Below are 16,247 nucleotides of genomic sequence, written 5' to 3'. Positions count from 1 at the left end.
TAATGCCTGGAGATAACGTAACAATGGAAGTAGACTTAATAAATTCAATAGTTGTAGAAGAAGGATTAAGATTCTCAATAAGAGAAGGTGGAAGAACAGTAGCTTCAGGAGTTGTTGCTACAATAATAGAGTAATTCTTATTACTAAACTGATGGATTAAAGAATAATAAAAAGAGGGGTTATGCTCCTCTTTTTTTAACATAGAAATACAAAAACATTGACACAGCATAGGATTTTGTGATAACTTATACAAGGTAATGATTATAGGAAGTTAATAATATCTTAAATACTGTAGATTTTTAATAAATACATATTTTAAAGATATTATATTCACATATATTAACAATATATATTATTGTATTACAAAGTTGGAGGTGTATCAGATGAGAGTTAAAGTAACTTTAGCATGTACAGAGTGTAAGCAAAGAAACTACAACACTACTAAGAATAAGAAAAATAATCCAGACAGAATAGAATTACAAAAATATTGTAGATTCTGTAAAAAGCATACAACTCATAAAGAAACAAAATAGTTTTATAAGGATGTGAGTATGGAATGGCTGCCCAAACAAATGACGGTGCAAAAACTAAAAAGAGATTCAGTTTATTTGGTTATTTAAAAGAAACTAAACAAGAATTGAAAAGAGTTACATGGCCGACAAAAAAAGAATTGTTTAAAAACACAGGTATAGTTTTAACTGTAGTTATTTCATGCACTATATTAGTATGGGGTATAGACACTATATTATCTGGTGCACTAGCGTTATTACTAAAATAGACGAAAAGAGGTAAGTTAAATGTCAGAATTACAAGAAGCAAGTTGGTATGTAGTTCATACTTATTCGGGACATGAAAATAAAGTTAAAGCTACAATAGAAAAAGCAGTTAAAACAAGAAGTATGGAAGACTGCATAAGACAAGTAGTTGTTCCAACAGAAGAGGTAGTGGAAACTACTAAAACTGGAAAAGAAAAAACTAGACAACGTAAAGTTTATCCAAGTTATGTTTTGGTTAAAATGATAATAACTGATGAATCTTGGTATGTAGTAAGAAATACTAAGGGAGTTACAGGTTTCGTTGGACCTGGTTCAAAACCAGTACCATTAAGTGAAGAAGAAGTTAAAGCTATGGGTATAGATACAACTGAACCTAAAGTAGTAAATAGTGATATTGACTTTGAAATAGGAGATACAGTAAAGGTATCTCAAGGACCATTTAGTGGACAAGTAGGAAACATAGAAGAAATTGACTTAGAAAACAGAGAAGTTAAAGTATGCATAAATGCATTTGGTAAAAGGACTCTATTTGTAATAGAGCTTGAAGGTATAGAAAAAATCTAATACTATTATTATAGAAAAATCTGAGGAGGTGCGCTCAAAATGGCTAAAAAAGTTATAGGTCAAATAAAATTACAAATACCTGCAGGAAAGGCTACTCCAGCGCCACCAGTTGGACCAGCATTAGGACAACATGGTGTTAATATAATGGGATTCACAAAAGAATTTAATGCTAAAACTGCAGATCAAGCTGGAATGATAATACCAGTTGTTATAACTGTATATCAAGATAGATCATTCAGTTTTATAACAAAAACTCCACCAGCTGCAGTTTTAATTAAAAAAGCATTAAACTTAAAATCAGGTTCTGGAGAACCAAACAAAAAGAAAGTTGCTAAAATAACTTCAGCTCAAGTAAGAGAAATAGCTGAATTAAAAATGCCTGACTTAAATGCTGCATCAGTAGAAGCTGCTATGAGTATGATAGCTGGTACTGCTAGAAGCATGGGTGTTGTAGTAGAAGACTAATTAAAAGATACACTTTTTTTTATAAAGTGGGAGGCGAAAAGCCGAGATTAACCACAAGGAGGAAAATAAAATGGCTAAAAAAGGTAAAAGATATGCAGGTGCATTACAAAAAGTAGATAGAACTAAGTTCTATGATGCATCAGAAGCATTAACATTAGTTTCAGATATAGCTGGAGCTAAATTTGACGAAACAGTAGAAGCACACATTAAATTAGGTGTTGACTCAAGACATGCTGATCAACAAGTAAGAGGTGCAGTTGTATTACCTCACGGAACTGGTAAAACTAAAAGAGTTTTAGTTTTTGCTAAAGGTGAAAAAGCTAAGGAAGCTGAACAAGCTGGTGCTGATTTTGTAGGAGCTGAAGAATTAGTTCAAAAAATACAAGGTGAAAACTGGTTTGATTTTGATATAGTAGTTGCTACTCCAGACATGATGGGTGTAGTAGGTAGATTAGGTAGAGTATTAGGACCAAAAGGTTTAATGCCAAACCCTAAATCAGGAACAGTTACATTTGATGTAGCTAAAGCTATAGATGAAATAAAAGCTGGTAAAGTTGAATACAGATTAGACAAAACTAACATAATACACGTTCCAGTAGGAAAAGTATCATTTGGTGGAGAAAAATTATCTGAAAACTTTGCTGCATTAATGGATGCTATAATAAAAGCTAAACCAGCTGCTGCTAAAGGACAATATTTAAGAAGTATAACTGTAGCTTCTTCAATGGGACCTGGAGTTAAAATAAACCCAGCAAGAACAGCTGAATAATAAAACTGTTGACACAGGTTGACAAAAATGTTATCATATCATTTGTCAATGTAAAAAAGAATAGATTTGCCGTAGATAGTGGGTGCGAAAGCTTAATATCCCACCGAGGTTTTAGATAAATTGAGATTACTAAAGCTTTTGATGTCTACTTTTGGCAACAAAAGCTTTTTATAATGTTGCGGTAAATACTAAGCCTATTTGGTGAAGGAGGTGCACATCTAGATGAGAAAAGCTATAGAAATTAAATCAGAAGTTGTTTCTGAAATAGTTGAAAAGTTACAAAAATCTTCTGCTGCCGTTGTTGTTGATTACAAAGGGTTAACAGTTGAAGAAGTAACTGAGTTAAGAAAACAAATGAGAGAAGCTGGTGTAGATTACAAAGTATATAAAAATACTTTAGTTAGAAGAGCAGCTAAAGAAGTTGGTATAGAGCAATTCAATGAAGAATTATTAATTGGTACTAATGCTATAGCATTTGGATATGATGATCCAGTTGCTCCAGCTAGAATATTAAAAGGATTCATGGATTCTCATCCAAAGATGAAATTAAAGATGGGTGTTGTAGAAGGTGTATTCTATGACGAAGCTAAGATTGTTGAAATGGCTAACATACCATCAAGAGAAGTTCTTATCGCTAAATTACTTGGTAGCTTAAAAGCTCCAATATCAAACTTTGCATACTTAATAGATGCAATAGCGAAAAAGGCAGAAGGTCAAGAAGAAGCTTAATTGCTTAACTAAAAAATTATAAATATTAATTTGAAAAGAAAATTCGGAGGTGCTAAAAATGACAATAGAACAAATATTAGAAGCTATAGAAAATATGAAAGTTTTAGAATTAAATGAATTAGTTAAAGCTGCTGAAGAAAAATTCGGCGTATCAGCTTCAGCTCCAGTAATGGTAGCTGGTGCAGTTGCTGGTGGACCAGCTGCTGAAGAAAAAACTGAGTTTGATGTAGTATTAGCTGAGGTTGGTTCTTCAAAAGTTGGAGTTATAAAAGCAGTTAGAGAAATAACAGGATTAGGATTAAAAGAAGCTAAAGAAGTAGTTGACAATGCTCCTAAGACAGTTAAAGAAGGAGCTTCTAAAGAAGAAGCTGATCAAATAAAAGAAAAATTAGAAGCTGCTGGAGCTAAAGTAGAAGTTAAGTAGTTTCTTTAAAAAGATACCCATTTGGGTATCTTTTTTTATTTATAAAAAATTGTGAATAGAATATTTCTATAAAATAAAAAAAATTTATATAATAGTATTAAATTAAGGGTATCATATAGTTTGTAATGAGATTTTAATTTAATACTATTAAAGAATATGTTTTTACTATGTTAAATACAGATGTTAAATTAAAATATAAACAATTATTGTAATGTGCATATATAAGGTGATATAATAAAAGACAAATTATATAAAACTACACATTGTTTTAAAAATTTACAAAAATACTTTAAAAATAAAATGTAATAAATAATTAATTAACAAATACAAATTTAAAATGAGTGAAATACTTCTAAAAATCGAAATATGTAGATTTTAAGAAATGCATTTAAGGAGGAGTTAATAATGGAAAAATTACAAGGTAAAGTTGCAGTGGTTACTGCAGCAACTAAAGGTATTGGATTAGCATCAGCTGAAATATTGGCACAAAATGGAGCAGTTGTATATTTAGCAGCTCGTTCAGAAGAATTGGCTAATGAAGTTATAGACAGAATAAGTGCAGAAGGCGGGTGTGCTAAGTTTGTTTATTTTAATGCTCGTGAAGAAGAAACGTTTACTTCAATGATAGAAGATGTAGTTAAAAAAGAAGGTAAGATAGATATACTTGTAAATAATTTTGGTTCGACAAATCCCTCACTTGATAAAGACCTTTTAACTGGAGATACAGATAATTTCTTTGATACAGTAAATACTAATTTAAAAAGTGTATATTTACCATGTAAAGCTGCTATTCCTCATATGATAAAGAATGGCAAGGGAAGTATAATAAATATATCTAGTATAGGTTCAGTATTGCCTGACCTATCTAGAATAGCTTATTGTGTATCAAAATCAGCAATCAACTCATTAACTCAAAATATAGCAACACAATATGCAAAAGACAATGTTAGATGTAATGCTGTACTTCCAGGCCTTATTGCAACCAAAGCTGCTTTAGATAATATGTCTCCAGAATTCATAAAGGAGTTCCTAAAGCATGTTCCTTTAAATCGTATAGGGAAACCAGAAGACATAGCAAAAGCTGTTTTATTCTATGCTAGTGATGATTCATCCTTTATAACAGGAGACTTACTTGAAGTAGCTGGAGGATTTGGTTTACCTACGCCACAGTTTGCAGATAATATATTAGGATAATTATATTACTAATATATTAGTAAAAATAAAAAACTTAATTATAGTAGAAATTCTATTTTTATAAAGACTGTAGATATAATTTATGATGGAAATAGTTTAAGATTTAAAACTCCAGATTAAATTCATTTATGGTCTTTATTTTGTATATTTAACAGCTTTTGTATAAATATAATTATTTACTAGTACTTATTTATGAAATTATAATTAAATATGGGTATGGTATTAGAATGTAACTTTTTCTAGAAAATTAAACCGATAAATGAAAAAATTGGATTTTATATTGGAGAATTGTACATAATACATAATATATGCTTAAAATAATTTACAAAAAATCAAAAATAATGCATAGTTTACATATAAGATAAAAAATATATTGAAAAATACTTGACATTATGCTAAAATTATTAGATGCGTTAGAATGAACTATTGTTTTATTTTTAATTATTGAGAGGTGAAAAGTGAATGCCACATCCTGTCACGATAGGTAAAAGAACTAGAATGAGCTTTTCTAAAATTAAGGAAATAGCTGATGTGCCAAATCTTATAGAAATTCAAGTAGATTCCTATGAGTGGTTTTTAAAAGAAGGTTTAAAAGAAGTGTTTGATGATATTTCACCAATAGAAGATTATACTGGTAATCTTATATTGGAATTTGTTGACTACTCTTTAGACGATAAACCAAAGTACGATATAGAAGAGTGTAAAGAGAGAGATGCTACATATTGTGCACCTCTAAAAGTTAAGGTAAGACTTATAAATAAAGAAACAGGTGAAATAAAAGAACAAGAAGTATTTATGGGTGACTTCCCTTTAATGACAGAAAGAGGAACTTTCGTTATAAATGGGGCAGAAAGAGTTATCGTAAGTCAATTAGTTAGATCTCCTGGTGTTTACTATGCGGAAGAGAGAGACAAAACAGGTAAGAGATTAATTTCATCTACTGTAATTCCTAATAGAGGAGCATGGTTAGAATATGAAACAGATTCTAACGATGTAATATCTGTAAGAGTTGATAGAACAAGAAAACAACCAGTTACAGTTTTACTTAGAGCTTTAGGAATAGGGACAGATGCAGAAATAATTGACCTTTTAGGAGAAGACGAAAGATTATCTGCCACATTAGAAAAAGATAATACTAAGACAGTAGAGGAAGGTCTTGTTGAGATATATAAAAAATTAAGACCAGGTGAACCACCTACTGTAGAAAGTGCATCATCTTTACTAAATGCTTTATTCTTTGATCCAAAGAGATATGATTTAGCAAAAGTTGGTAGATACAAATTTAATAAAAAGCTTGCTTTATGCTATAGAATTATGAATAGAATTTCAGCAGAAGACATAATAAATCCTGAAACAGGAGAAGTATTTGTAAAAGCTGGAGAAAAAATAAGCTATGAGTTAGCTAAAGATATACAAAATGCAGGTATAAATGTAGTAAATCTATTAATGGATGATGATAAGAAAGTTAGAGTTATAGGAAATAATTTTGTAGACATTAAGTCTCATATTGATTTTGACATAGATGATTTAAACATAAAAGAAAAAGTGCATTATCCAACATTAAAAGAAATTTTAGATGGATATAGTGATGAAGAAGAAATAAAAGAAGCTATAAAATCAAGAATTAAAGAACTTATACCAAAACATATATTATTAGACGATATAATAGCTTCAATAAGTTATGAATTCAATATCTTCTATAATATAGGAAACATTGATGATATAGACCATTTAGGAAATAGAAGAATAAGATCTGTAGGAGAATTATTACAAAACCAAGTTAGAATTGGTCTTTCAAGAATGGAAAGAGTCATAAAAGAAAGAATGACAGTTCAAGATATGGAAGCTATAACGCCTCAAGCGTTAGTTAACATAAGACCAGTTTCAGCTGCAATAAAAGAATTCTTTGGTAGTTCTCAGTTATCTCAGTTCATGGACCAAACAAATCCTTTATCTGAGTTAACACATAAAAGAAGACTATCAGCTCTTGGACCTGGAGGTCTTTCAAGAGAAAGAGCTGGATTCGAAGTGCGTGACGTTCACCATTCACACTACGGTAGAATGTGTCCGATAGAGACTCCAGAAGGGCCAAATATCGGTCTTATAAACTCTCTTGGAACTTATGCAAAAATAAATGAGTTTGGATTTATAGAATCACCATATAGAAAATTTGATAAAGTAACATCAACAGTTACTGATGAGATACATTATTTAACTGCTGATGAAGAAGATTTATTCGTAAGAGCTCAGGCAAATGAGCCATTAACAGACAATGGTAAATTCGTAAACCATAGAGTTGTTTGTAGAACTGTAAATGGTGCTGTTGAAATGGTTCCTGAAAGCAGAGTAGATTACATGGATATATCTCCTAAGCAGGTTGTATCTGTTGCCACTGCTATGATACCTTTCTTAGAAAATGATGATGCCAACCGTGCCCTTATGGGAGCGAACATGCAACGTCAGGCAGTGCCTCTAGTTAGAAGAGAAGCACCAATTATAGGAACTGGTATAGAATATAGAGCTGCAAAAGACTCTGGAGCAGTTGTTGTTGCTAGAAATTCTGGTATAGCAGAAAGAGTGACAGCAGATGAGATAATTATAAAAAGAGAAGATGGAAACAGAGATAGATATAATCTACTTAAGTTTAAACGTTCAAACTCAGGTACTTGTATAAATCAAACACCTATAATAACTAAAGGTGAGCAAATAGTGCAAGGAGATGTTATAGCAGACGGTCCAGCAACTGATTTAGGAGAAGTAGCACTTGGAAGAAACTGTCTTATAGCATTCATGACTTGGGAAGGTTATAACTACGAAGATGCCATATTAATAAATGAAAGATTAGTTAAAGAAGATAGATTATCAACAATTCATATAGAAGAATATGAATGTGAAGCTAGAGATACAAAACTAGGGCCAGAGGAAATAACTAGAGATATACCTAATGTTGGAGATAGTGCAATTAAGAACTTAGATGACAGAGGTATAATAAGAATAGGTGCAGAAGTAGATTCAGGAGATATACTAGTTGGTAAAGTAACTCCAAAAGGGGAAACTGAACTTACTGCTGAGGAAAGATTACTTCGTGCAATATTTGGTGAAAAGGCTAGAGAAGTTAGAGATACTTCACTTAAAGTACCTCATGGTGAATCTGGTATAATAGTTGATGTAAAAGTATTTACTAGAGAAAATGGAGATGATTTATCTCCAGGAGTAAATGAATTAGTAAGATGTTATATAGCTAAAAAGAGAAAAATAAAAGTTGGAGATAAAATGGCTGGTCGTCATGGTAATAAAGGGGTCATCTCAAGAATATTACCAGAAGAAGATATGCCATTCATGGAAAATGGAACTCCACTAGATATAATACTTAACCCACAAGGTATACCATCACGTATGAACATCGGTCAGGTTTTAGAGGTTCATTTAGGACTTGCTGCTAAGACTTTAGGATGGTATGTTGCAACATCAGTATTTGATGGTGCCAATGAGTATGATATAATGGATGCTCTTGAAGAAGCTGGATATTCTAGAGATGGTAAATTAACTTTATATGATGGTAGAACAGGTGAAACTTTTGATAATAGGATAACTGTTGGATATATGTACTACTTAAAACTACATCATTTAGTTGATGAAAAACTACATGCAAGAAGTACTGGACCATACTCATTAGTTACTCAACAGCCACTAGGTGGTAAAGCACAATTTGGTGGACAAAGATTTGGAGAGATGGAGGTTTGGGCTCTAGAAGCATATGGAGCTGCTCATATACTTCAAGAAATACTTACTGTCAAGTCTGATGATGTTGTAGGTCGTGTTAGAACTTACGAAGCTATAGTTAAAGGTGAAAACATACCTGAGCCAGGAATCCCAGAATCATTTAAGGTTCTTATAAAAGAACTTCAAAGTTTATGCTTAGATGTAAAAGTATTAACAGATGAAGATCAAGAAATAGAAGTAAGAGAATCTGTAGATGAAGATGACACAATAGGTGAATTTGAACTAGATGTTGTAAATAACATGGGAGAAGTTGAAGAAAGTAATATAATAGAAGAAATTGAAGATGATTTTACGGAAACCGTAGAAGATGAGGATATAGAGAATTTAGAAGAATTTGCTGAAGAAGATTTATTTGAAGAAGAAATAGACTTTGTTGGTGATGACTTTGATGTGTAAATTTAATTAATGTAAATCTCAAATAGAAGGGAGAGAACTCCTTGTTTGAATTAAACAATTTCGAGTCGATAAAAATAGCATTGGCTTCTCCAGAAAAAATAAGACAATGGTCTAGAGGAGAAGTTAAAAAGCCAGAAACTATAAATTACCGTACTTTAAAACCAGAAAAAGATGGTCTTTTCTGTGAAAGAATATTTGGACCACAAAAAGACTGGGAGTGTCATTGTGGTAAATATAGAAGAGTTAGATACAAAGGTGTAGTTTGTGATAGATGTGGAGTAGAAGTAACTAAATCCAAAGTAAGAAGAGAAAGAATGGGACATATAGAGCTAGCAGCTCCTATGTCTCACATCTGGTACTTTAAAGGTATACCAAGTAGAATGGGACTTTTACTTGATATGTCACCAAGATCATTGGAAAAAATACTATACTTTGCTTCATATGTGGTAGTTGATCCAGGAGAAACTGGATTGAATGAGAAGCAGTTATTGACAGAAAAAGAGTATAGAACTGCTCTTGAAAAATATGGATATACTTTTACTGTAGGTATGGGTGCTGAAGCTGTAAAGATATTGTTACAAAACATAGATTTAGAGCAACAAAGCAAAGACCTAAGAGCGGAATTAAAAGACAGTACAGGACAAAAGAAAGTTAGAACAATAAGAAGATTAGAAGTTGTAGAAGCATTTAAAAAATCTGGGAATAAACCAGAATGGATGATTTTAGATGCAATACCAGTAATACCACCAGATTTAAGACCAATGGTACAACTTGATGGTGGAAGATTTGCAACTTCAGACTTAAATGATTTATATAGAAGAGTTATAAACAGAAATAATAGACTTAAGAGATTACTAGAGCTTGGAGCTCCAGATATAATTGTAAGAAATGAAAAGAGAATGCTTCAAGAAGCAGTTGACGCATTAATAGATAATGGTAGAAGAGGTAGACCTGTAACAGGACCTGGAAATAGACCACTTAAGTCTTTATCAGATATGTTAAAGGGTAAACAAGGTCGTTTCCGTCAAAACTTACTTGGTAAGCGTGTTGACTACTCAGGACGTTCTGTTATAGTTGTTGGACCAGAACTTAAATTCTATCAATGTGGTCTTCCAAAGCAAATGGCATTAGAATTATTCAAGCCATTTGTTATGGATAAACTAGTTAAAGAAGGATATGCACATAATATAAAAAGTGCAAAATCTATAGTAGAAAAAGTTAAGCCAGAAGTTTGGGATGTTTTAGAAGATGTTATAAAAAGCCATCCAGTTCTTCTTAACCGTGCACCGACTCTACATAGATTAGGTATACAAGCATTTGAACCAATCTTGGTTGAAGGTAAAGCTATAAAGCTACATCCTCTTGTATGTACAGCTTACAATGCAGACTTCGATGGTGACCAAATGGCGGTTCATGTACCTTTATCAGTAGAAGCACAAGCAGAAGCAAGATTTTTAATGCTTTCTGTAAACAACATTCTTGCTCCTAAAGATGGTTCTCCTATAACTACTCCATCTCAGGATATGGTTTTAGGTTGTTATTATCTAACAATAGAAGCACAAGATGATGCTAAAGGAACAGGAATGGTATTTAAAGATTTTAATGAACTATTACTTGCTTATTACAATAAATCAGTTCATCTACATGCCTTAGTAAAACTAAAGGTAACTCTTGAAGATGGAAGAAGCTCATTAGTTGAAAGTACAGTTGGTAGATTTATATTTAATGAAAGTATACCTCAAGATTTAGGATTTGTAGATAGAAATGAAAACCCATTTGCTCTAGAAGTTGACTTCTTAGCAGATAAAAAATCTCTAGGTAAAATAATAGATAAGTGCTTTAGAAAACATGGAAATACAGAAACAGCGGAATTACTAGATTATATAAAATCTCTAGGATTTAAATATTCTACATTAGGTGGTATAACAGTTGCTGTTGCTGATATGAGTGTTCCAGAAGAAAAGAAAGTATTTATAGCTGAGGCAGAAGAAAAAGTTGATAAATATGAAAAAGCATACAGAAGAGGTTTAATATCTAATGAAGAAAGATATGAAAAAGTTATAGAGACATGGACAGAAACAACTGATAAGGTTACTGATGCTCTTATGGGTGGACTAGATAGATTAAACAATATATATATAATGGCACATTCAGGAGCCAGAGGTTCTAAAAACCAAATTAGACAGCTAGCAGGTATGCGTGGTCTTATGGCCAATGCATCTGGTAAAACAGTTGAGATACCAGTTAAATCTAATTTCCGTGAAGGTTTATCAGTACTTGAATACTTTACATCTTCACATGGTGCTAGAAAAGGTCTTGCCGATACAGCTATACGTACAGCTGAATCAGGATACTTAACAAGAAGACTTGTTGATGTAAGCCAAGATGTTATTGTAAGAGAAGTAGATTGTGGAACAGAAGATACTACAGAAATTTATGCTATAAAAGAAGGAAATGAAGTTATAGAAGAAATATATGATAGAATTGTAGGAAGATATACTATAGACCCTATATTAAATCCTGAAACTGGTGAAGTTATAGTTGAAGCTGATGCTATGATACAAGAAGATGAAGCAGAAACTATAGTAGCTTTAGGAATTGAAAAAATTAGGATAAGAACAGTTCTTAACTGTAAAACTAATCATGGAGTTTGTTCTAAGTGCTATGGTAGAAACTTAGCTACAGGAAAAGAAGTTAATATAGGTGAAGCAGTTGGTATAATAGCCGCTCAATCTATAGGTGAGCCGGGTACTCAGCTTACAATGCGTACATTCCATACTGGAGGGGTTGCAGGAGCCGATATAACTCAAGGTCTTCCAAGGGTTGAAGAATTATTTGAAGCTAGAAAACCAAAAGGTTTAGCTGTAATAACTGAAGTATCTGGTAGCGTTGAAATAGATGAAACTGGAAAGAGAAAAGAAGTAAATGTAATACCAGAAGAAGGCGAAACTCAAACATATGTGATACCATATGGTTCTAGATTAAAAGTTAAGCAAGGACAGATATTAGAAGCTGGAGATCCTTTAACACAAGGATTTATAAATCCTCATGATATAGTAAGAGTAAAAGGTGTTAAAGGTGTTCAAGAATATATAGTTAAAGAGGTTCAAAGGGTTTATAGACTTCAAGGGGTTGATGTTAACGATAAGCATATAGAAGTTATAGTAAGACAAATGCTATCTAAAGTTAAAGTTGAAGACCCAGGAGATACAGATTTATTACCAGGTGGATATGAAGATGTATTAACATTTAATAGATGTAACGAAGAAGCTATAGCTAAAGACTTAAGACCAGCAGTTGCTAAAAGAGTATTACTTGGTATAACTAAAGCATCTCTTGCAACTGATTCATTCTTATCAGCAGCTTCATTCCAGGAAACAACAAGAGTATTAACAGAAGCTGCAATAAAAGGTAAAGAAGATCACCTAATAGGGCTTAAAGAGAATGTTATATTAGGTAAACTAATACCAGCAGGAACAGGAATGAAGAAATATAGAAATATAGCTGTTGAAAAAATTGAAGATTAATGGCAGATAGAGTAAAGAAATCTTGACAACCATTATTTGTGGTGTTAAAATAGTAAAGTGTGTTGTTTAAAAGTACACTAAGGGCTTATATGAGCTCTTAGTGACTTTTAAATGGCAATAAACAAGGACTAAAAGCATCAAGCTAGAAAAATGCTAATATCACATATTCATGTGTTATAGACATTAAATTGTAAGTAACAAATGTTACAATCAGTCAGTATGAGTATTCATATTGATGTAGTTGGCGGTCACTGATAAGATCGAAAATTTGGAAGGAGGTGCAGATGATGCCAACAATTAACCAATTAGTTCGTAAAAGTAGAAAAGCAGTTGAAAAGAAATCTACTGCTCCAGCATTACAAAAAGGTTACAACTCTTTAAACAAGAAAGTAACTGACGCTAGTGCTCCACAAAAAAGAGGGGTTTGTACTTCAGTAAAAACAGTTACTCCTAAGAAACCTAACTCAGCTTTAAGAAAAGTTGCCAGAGTTAGATTAACTAATGGTATAGAAGTTTCTGCTTATATACCAGGAGAAGGACATAACTTACAAGAGCATAGTGTTGTTCTTATAAGAGGCGGAAGAGTAAAAGACCTTCCAGGGGTTAGATACCATATACTAAGAGGTACTTTAGATACAGCAGGTGTTGATAAGAGAAGACAATCAAGATCTAAGTATGGTGCTAAGAAACCTAAGGACGTTAAAAAATAAAAACAATTAATGATTGATTATAGTTCGGTGCTTTAAATATATAGATATTTATGGCATCACGGCATTAAATGATTTATGTCGAGTACCTATGATTTAAGTTAAATAATTAAGGAGGGAAGCGAAATGCCAAGAAAAGGTAATGTTCCAAAGAGAGAAGTTTTACCAGATCCTATGTATGGGAGTAAGGTAGTTACTAAATTGATAAATAATTTAATGGTAGACGGAAAAAAAGGAAAGTCTCAAACAATAGTTTATGATGCTTTCACAATTATTGCTGAAAAAACAGGAGAAGATGCTTTAGAAGTATTTAATAAGGCAATGGATAATATAATGCCTGTTTTAGAAGTAAAAGCAAGAAGAGTTGGTGGGGCAAACTACCAAGTACCAATCGAAGTTAGACCTGAAAGAAGACAAACATTAGGTTTAAGATGGTTAGTAAAATATACTAGAGCTCGTGGAGAAAAAGGAATGGTTGATAAATTAGCTAAAGAAATAATGGACGCAGCTAACAACACAGGAGCTTCAGTTAAGAAAAAAGAAGATACTCATAAAATGGCAGAAGCTAATAAAGCATTTGCTCATTATAGATGGTAGGATATATAGATATCTTATAAAATTGAGGATATCATAAGGAGGATAACCATGGCTAGAAAGTTTCCTTTGGAAAGAACTAGGAATATAGGAATCATGGCTCATATAGATGCAGGGAAAACTACTACTACAGAAAGAATCCTGTTTTATACTGGGCAAACTCATAAGATAGGAGAAACTCATGAAGGGGCTTCTCAAATGGACTGGATGGAGCAAGAAAAGGAAAGAGGTATAACAATAACTTCTGCCGCTACTACTGCTTCATGGAAAGACCATAGAATAAATATAATAGATACTCCTGGACACGTGGACTTCACAGTTGAAGTTGAAAGATCTCTAAGAGTTCTTGACGGTTCAGTTGCTGTATTCTGTGCAAAAGGTGGAGTTGAACCTCAATCTGAGAATGTATGGAGACAAGCTGAAACTTATGGAGTACCTAGAATAGCTTTTGTAAATAAAATGGATATATTAGGTGCAGATTTCTACAATGTTGTAAGCATGATGAAATCTAGATTAAATTCTAATGCAGTTCCTATGCAATTACCAATAGGTAAAGAAGATTCATTTATAGGTATAATAGACTTATTAAAAATGGATGCTGTTATATACAAAGACGACTTAGGTGTTGAAATGGAAGAAACAGACATACCAGAAGATATGAAAGAATTAGCTACAGAGTGGAGAGAAAAATTAGTTGAAGCAGTAGCTGAAACTGATGAAGAGTTAATGATGAAGTATCTTGAAGGTGAAGAACCTACTATAGATGAATTAAAAGTTGCTATAAGAAAAGCTACTATAGCTTGTGAAATGAACCCAGTTTTCTGTGGTACAGCTTATAGAAACAAAGGTGTTCAGTTAGTAATAGATGCAGTTTTAGATTACTTACCAGCACCAACTGATATATCAGCTATAAAAGGTATATTGGAAGATGGAGAGGAAGCTGAAAGACATTCTTCTGATGAAGAGCCATTCTCTGCATTAGCATTCAAAATAATGACTGACCCATTTGTTGGAAAACTAGCGTTCTTCAGAGTTTACTCTGGAACATTAGAATCTGGTTCTTATGTTTTAAATGCAACTAAGAATAAGAGAGAAAGAATTGGTCGTATACTACAAATGCATGCCAATACAAGAGAAGAAATAACTAAAGTTTATGCTGGAGATATAGCAGCAGCAGTAGGATTAAAAGATACTACTACTGGAGACACATTATGTGATCCTGCTAATCCAATAATACTTGAATCTATGGAATTCCCTGAGCCAGTTATATCTGTTGCTATAGAACCAAGTTCTAAAGCAGCTCAAGAAAAAATGGGTATAGCTCTTCAAAAATTAGCTGAAGAAGACCCAACTTTCACAGTTAAAACTGACCAAGAAACAGGACAAACTATAATATCTGGTATGGGTGAATTACACTTAGAGATAATAGTAGATAGATTATTAAGAGAATTTAAAGTAGAAGCTAAAGTTGGTGCTCCACAAGTTGCATATAGAGAAACTATAACTCAACCAGTTGATGTTGAATACAAGTACTCTAAGCAATCAGGTGGTAGAGGACAATATGGTCACGTTAAGATTAGAGTTGCTCCTCAAGAGCCAGGTGAAGGATACAAATTCACAAACAAAACTGTTGGTGGATCTGTACCAAAAGAATATGTTGGTCCAGTTGACATGGGTATACAAGGAGCTATGCAATCTGGTATAGTTGCTGGATATCCAGTTGTAGACGTTGCTGTTGAGTTATATGATGGTTCTTACCATGAAGTTGACTCTTCTGAAATGGCGTTCAAGATGGCTGGTTCAATGGCATTCAAAGATGCTATGAAGAAAGGTAATGCAGTTCTTTTAGAGCCTTACTTTAAAGTAGAAGTTGTTACTCCAGAAGATTACATGGGAGATGTTATGGGTGACTTAAACTCAAGAAGAGGATTAATCCAAGGAATGGAAGCAAGAAGTGGTGCACAAGTTATAAATGCATTTGTTCCACTTTCAGAAATGTTTGGATACTCTACAGACCTAAGATCTTCAACTCAAGGTCGTGCAACTTATACAATGATATTCGATCACTATGAACAAGTTCCAGCTTCAGTTGCTAAAAAGATAGCTGAAGGAAAATAATTTAAAAATTAATTAATAATATAAATATAAAAAATAATCAGCAAGACGAGACTTGTCTCGTCTTGCACAAGATAAAGGGAGGAAATTCAAAATGGCTAAAGCTAAATACGAAAGAACAAAACCTCATGTTAATATAGGGACAATAGGACACGTTGACCACGGTAAAACTACATTAACAGCAGCAATAACAAAAACATTATA

At 32.6% G+C, this 16,247-nt stretch carries 14 protein-coding genes, 1 pseudogene and 1 other annotated feature; all 15 genes and pseudogenes read left to right on the top strand.

Features of this window, described 5'->3' with window-relative positions; genetic code table 11:
• A pseudogene (gene tuf / locus IC213_RS19760) lies at window positions 1-134 on the top strand (elongation factor Tu); the annotation flags it as partial.
• A gap of 249 nt (window positions 135-383) precedes the next feature.
• A complete protein-coding gene (rpmG, locus tag IC213_RS19755) occupies window positions 384-533 on the top strand; it encodes a 50S ribosomal protein L33 (protein ID WP_003421192.1) in 150 nt (49 codons plus the stop codon).
• A gap of 23 nt (window positions 534-556) precedes the next feature.
• Window positions 557-778, top strand: a complete 222-nt coding sequence (gene secE, locus IC213_RS19750) for a preprotein translocase subunit SecE (RefSeq protein WP_227437053.1) — start codon at window positions 557-559, stop codon at window positions 776-778.
• 19 nt (window positions 779-797) lie between these two features.
• Window positions 798-1,340, top strand: coding sequence for a transcription termination/antitermination protein NusG (gene nusG, locus IC213_RS19745; RefSeq protein WP_227437051.1), 543 nt, complete (start codon window positions 798-800; stop codon window positions 1,338-1,340).
• 39 nt (window positions 1,341-1,379) lie between these two features.
• Window positions 1,380-1,805, top strand: a complete 426-nt coding sequence (gene rplK, locus IC213_RS19740) for a 50S ribosomal protein L11 (protein WP_054268674.1) — start codon at window positions 1,380-1,382, stop codon at window positions 1,803-1,805.
• 70 nt (window positions 1,806-1,875) lie between these two features.
• Window positions 1,876-2,574: a 50S ribosomal protein L1 gene (gene rplA, locus IC213_RS19735; protein WP_227437049.1), complete on the top strand. Its 699-nt coding sequence runs from the start codon at window positions 1,876-1,878 to the stop codon at window positions 2,572-2,574.
• 51 nt (window positions 2,575-2,625) lie between these two features.
• Window positions 2,626-2,754 (top strand) — a sequence feature (ribosomal protein L10 leader region).
• A gap of 42 nt (window positions 2,755-2,796) precedes the next feature.
• Window positions 2,797-3,303 (top strand): 50S ribosomal protein L10, encoded by a 507-nt coding sequence (rplJ, locus tag IC213_RS19730; RefSeq protein WP_227437047.1) that lies wholly within the window; start codon window positions 2,797-2,799, stop codon window positions 3,301-3,303.
• A 58-nt stretch (window positions 3,304-3,361) separates the two neighbouring features.
• Complete coding sequence (gene rplL / locus IC213_RS19725) at window positions 3,362-3,727, top strand: 50S ribosomal protein L7/L12 (RefSeq protein WP_227863538.1); 366 nt, start codon at window positions 3,362-3,364, stop codon at window positions 3,725-3,727.
• 405 nt (window positions 3,728-4,132) lie between these two features.
• On the top strand, window positions 4,133-4,921 hold the full coding sequence (locus IC213_RS19720) for an SDR family NAD(P)-dependent oxidoreductase (RefSeq protein WP_227437045.1): 789 nt from the start codon (window positions 4,133-4,135) through the stop codon (window positions 4,919-4,921).
• Between the two features lie 462 nt (window positions 4,922-5,383).
• On the top strand, window positions 5,384-9,100 hold the full coding sequence (locus IC213_RS19715; protein ID WP_227863537.1) for a DNA-directed RNA polymerase subunit beta: 3,717 nt from the start codon (window positions 5,384-5,386) through the stop codon (window positions 9,098-9,100).
• 41 nt (window positions 9,101-9,141) lie between these two features.
• A complete protein-coding gene (gene rpoC / locus IC213_RS19710; RefSeq protein WP_227863536.1) occupies window positions 9,142-12,627 on the top strand; it encodes a DNA-directed RNA polymerase subunit beta' in 3,486 nt (1,161 codons plus the stop codon).
• Window positions 12,628-12,914: 287 nt separating this feature from the next.
• The gene (rpsL, locus tag IC213_RS19705) at window positions 12,915-13,337 is read left to right on the top strand and encodes a 30S ribosomal protein S12 (protein ID WP_227863535.1); all 423 of its coding nucleotides are present in this window, start codon (window positions 12,915-12,917) and stop codon (window positions 13,335-13,337) included.
• A gap of 123 nt (window positions 13,338-13,460) precedes the next feature.
• Window positions 13,461-13,931 carry a 30S ribosomal protein S7 gene (gene rpsG / locus IC213_RS19700; RefSeq protein ID WP_227830409.1) on the top strand — a complete coding sequence of 157 codons (471 nt, stop codon included), beginning with the start codon at window positions 13,461-13,463 and terminating at the stop codon, window positions 13,929-13,931.
• Between the two features lie 48 nt (window positions 13,932-13,979).
• The gene (fusA, locus tag IC213_RS19695) at window positions 13,980-16,046 is read left to right on the top strand and encodes an elongation factor G (protein ID WP_227483636.1); all 2,067 of its coding nucleotides are present in this window, start codon (window positions 13,980-13,982) and stop codon (window positions 16,044-16,046) included.
• 91 nt (window positions 16,047-16,137) lie between these two features.
• Window positions 16,138-16,247, top strand: a 110-nt coding sequence (locus tag IC213_RS19690; RefSeq protein WP_131072429.1) for a GTP-binding protein, incomplete at its 3' end; no start/stop codon positions are given.

The sequence above is a fragment of the Clostridioides sp. ES-S-0049-02 genome (assembly GCF_020658465.1).
GTDB lineage: Bacteria > Bacillota > Clostridia > Peptostreptococcales > Peptostreptococcaceae > Clostridioides.
Note: the sequence above shows the minus strand (reverse complement) of the source record. Positions and strands in the feature narration are given on the sequence as shown.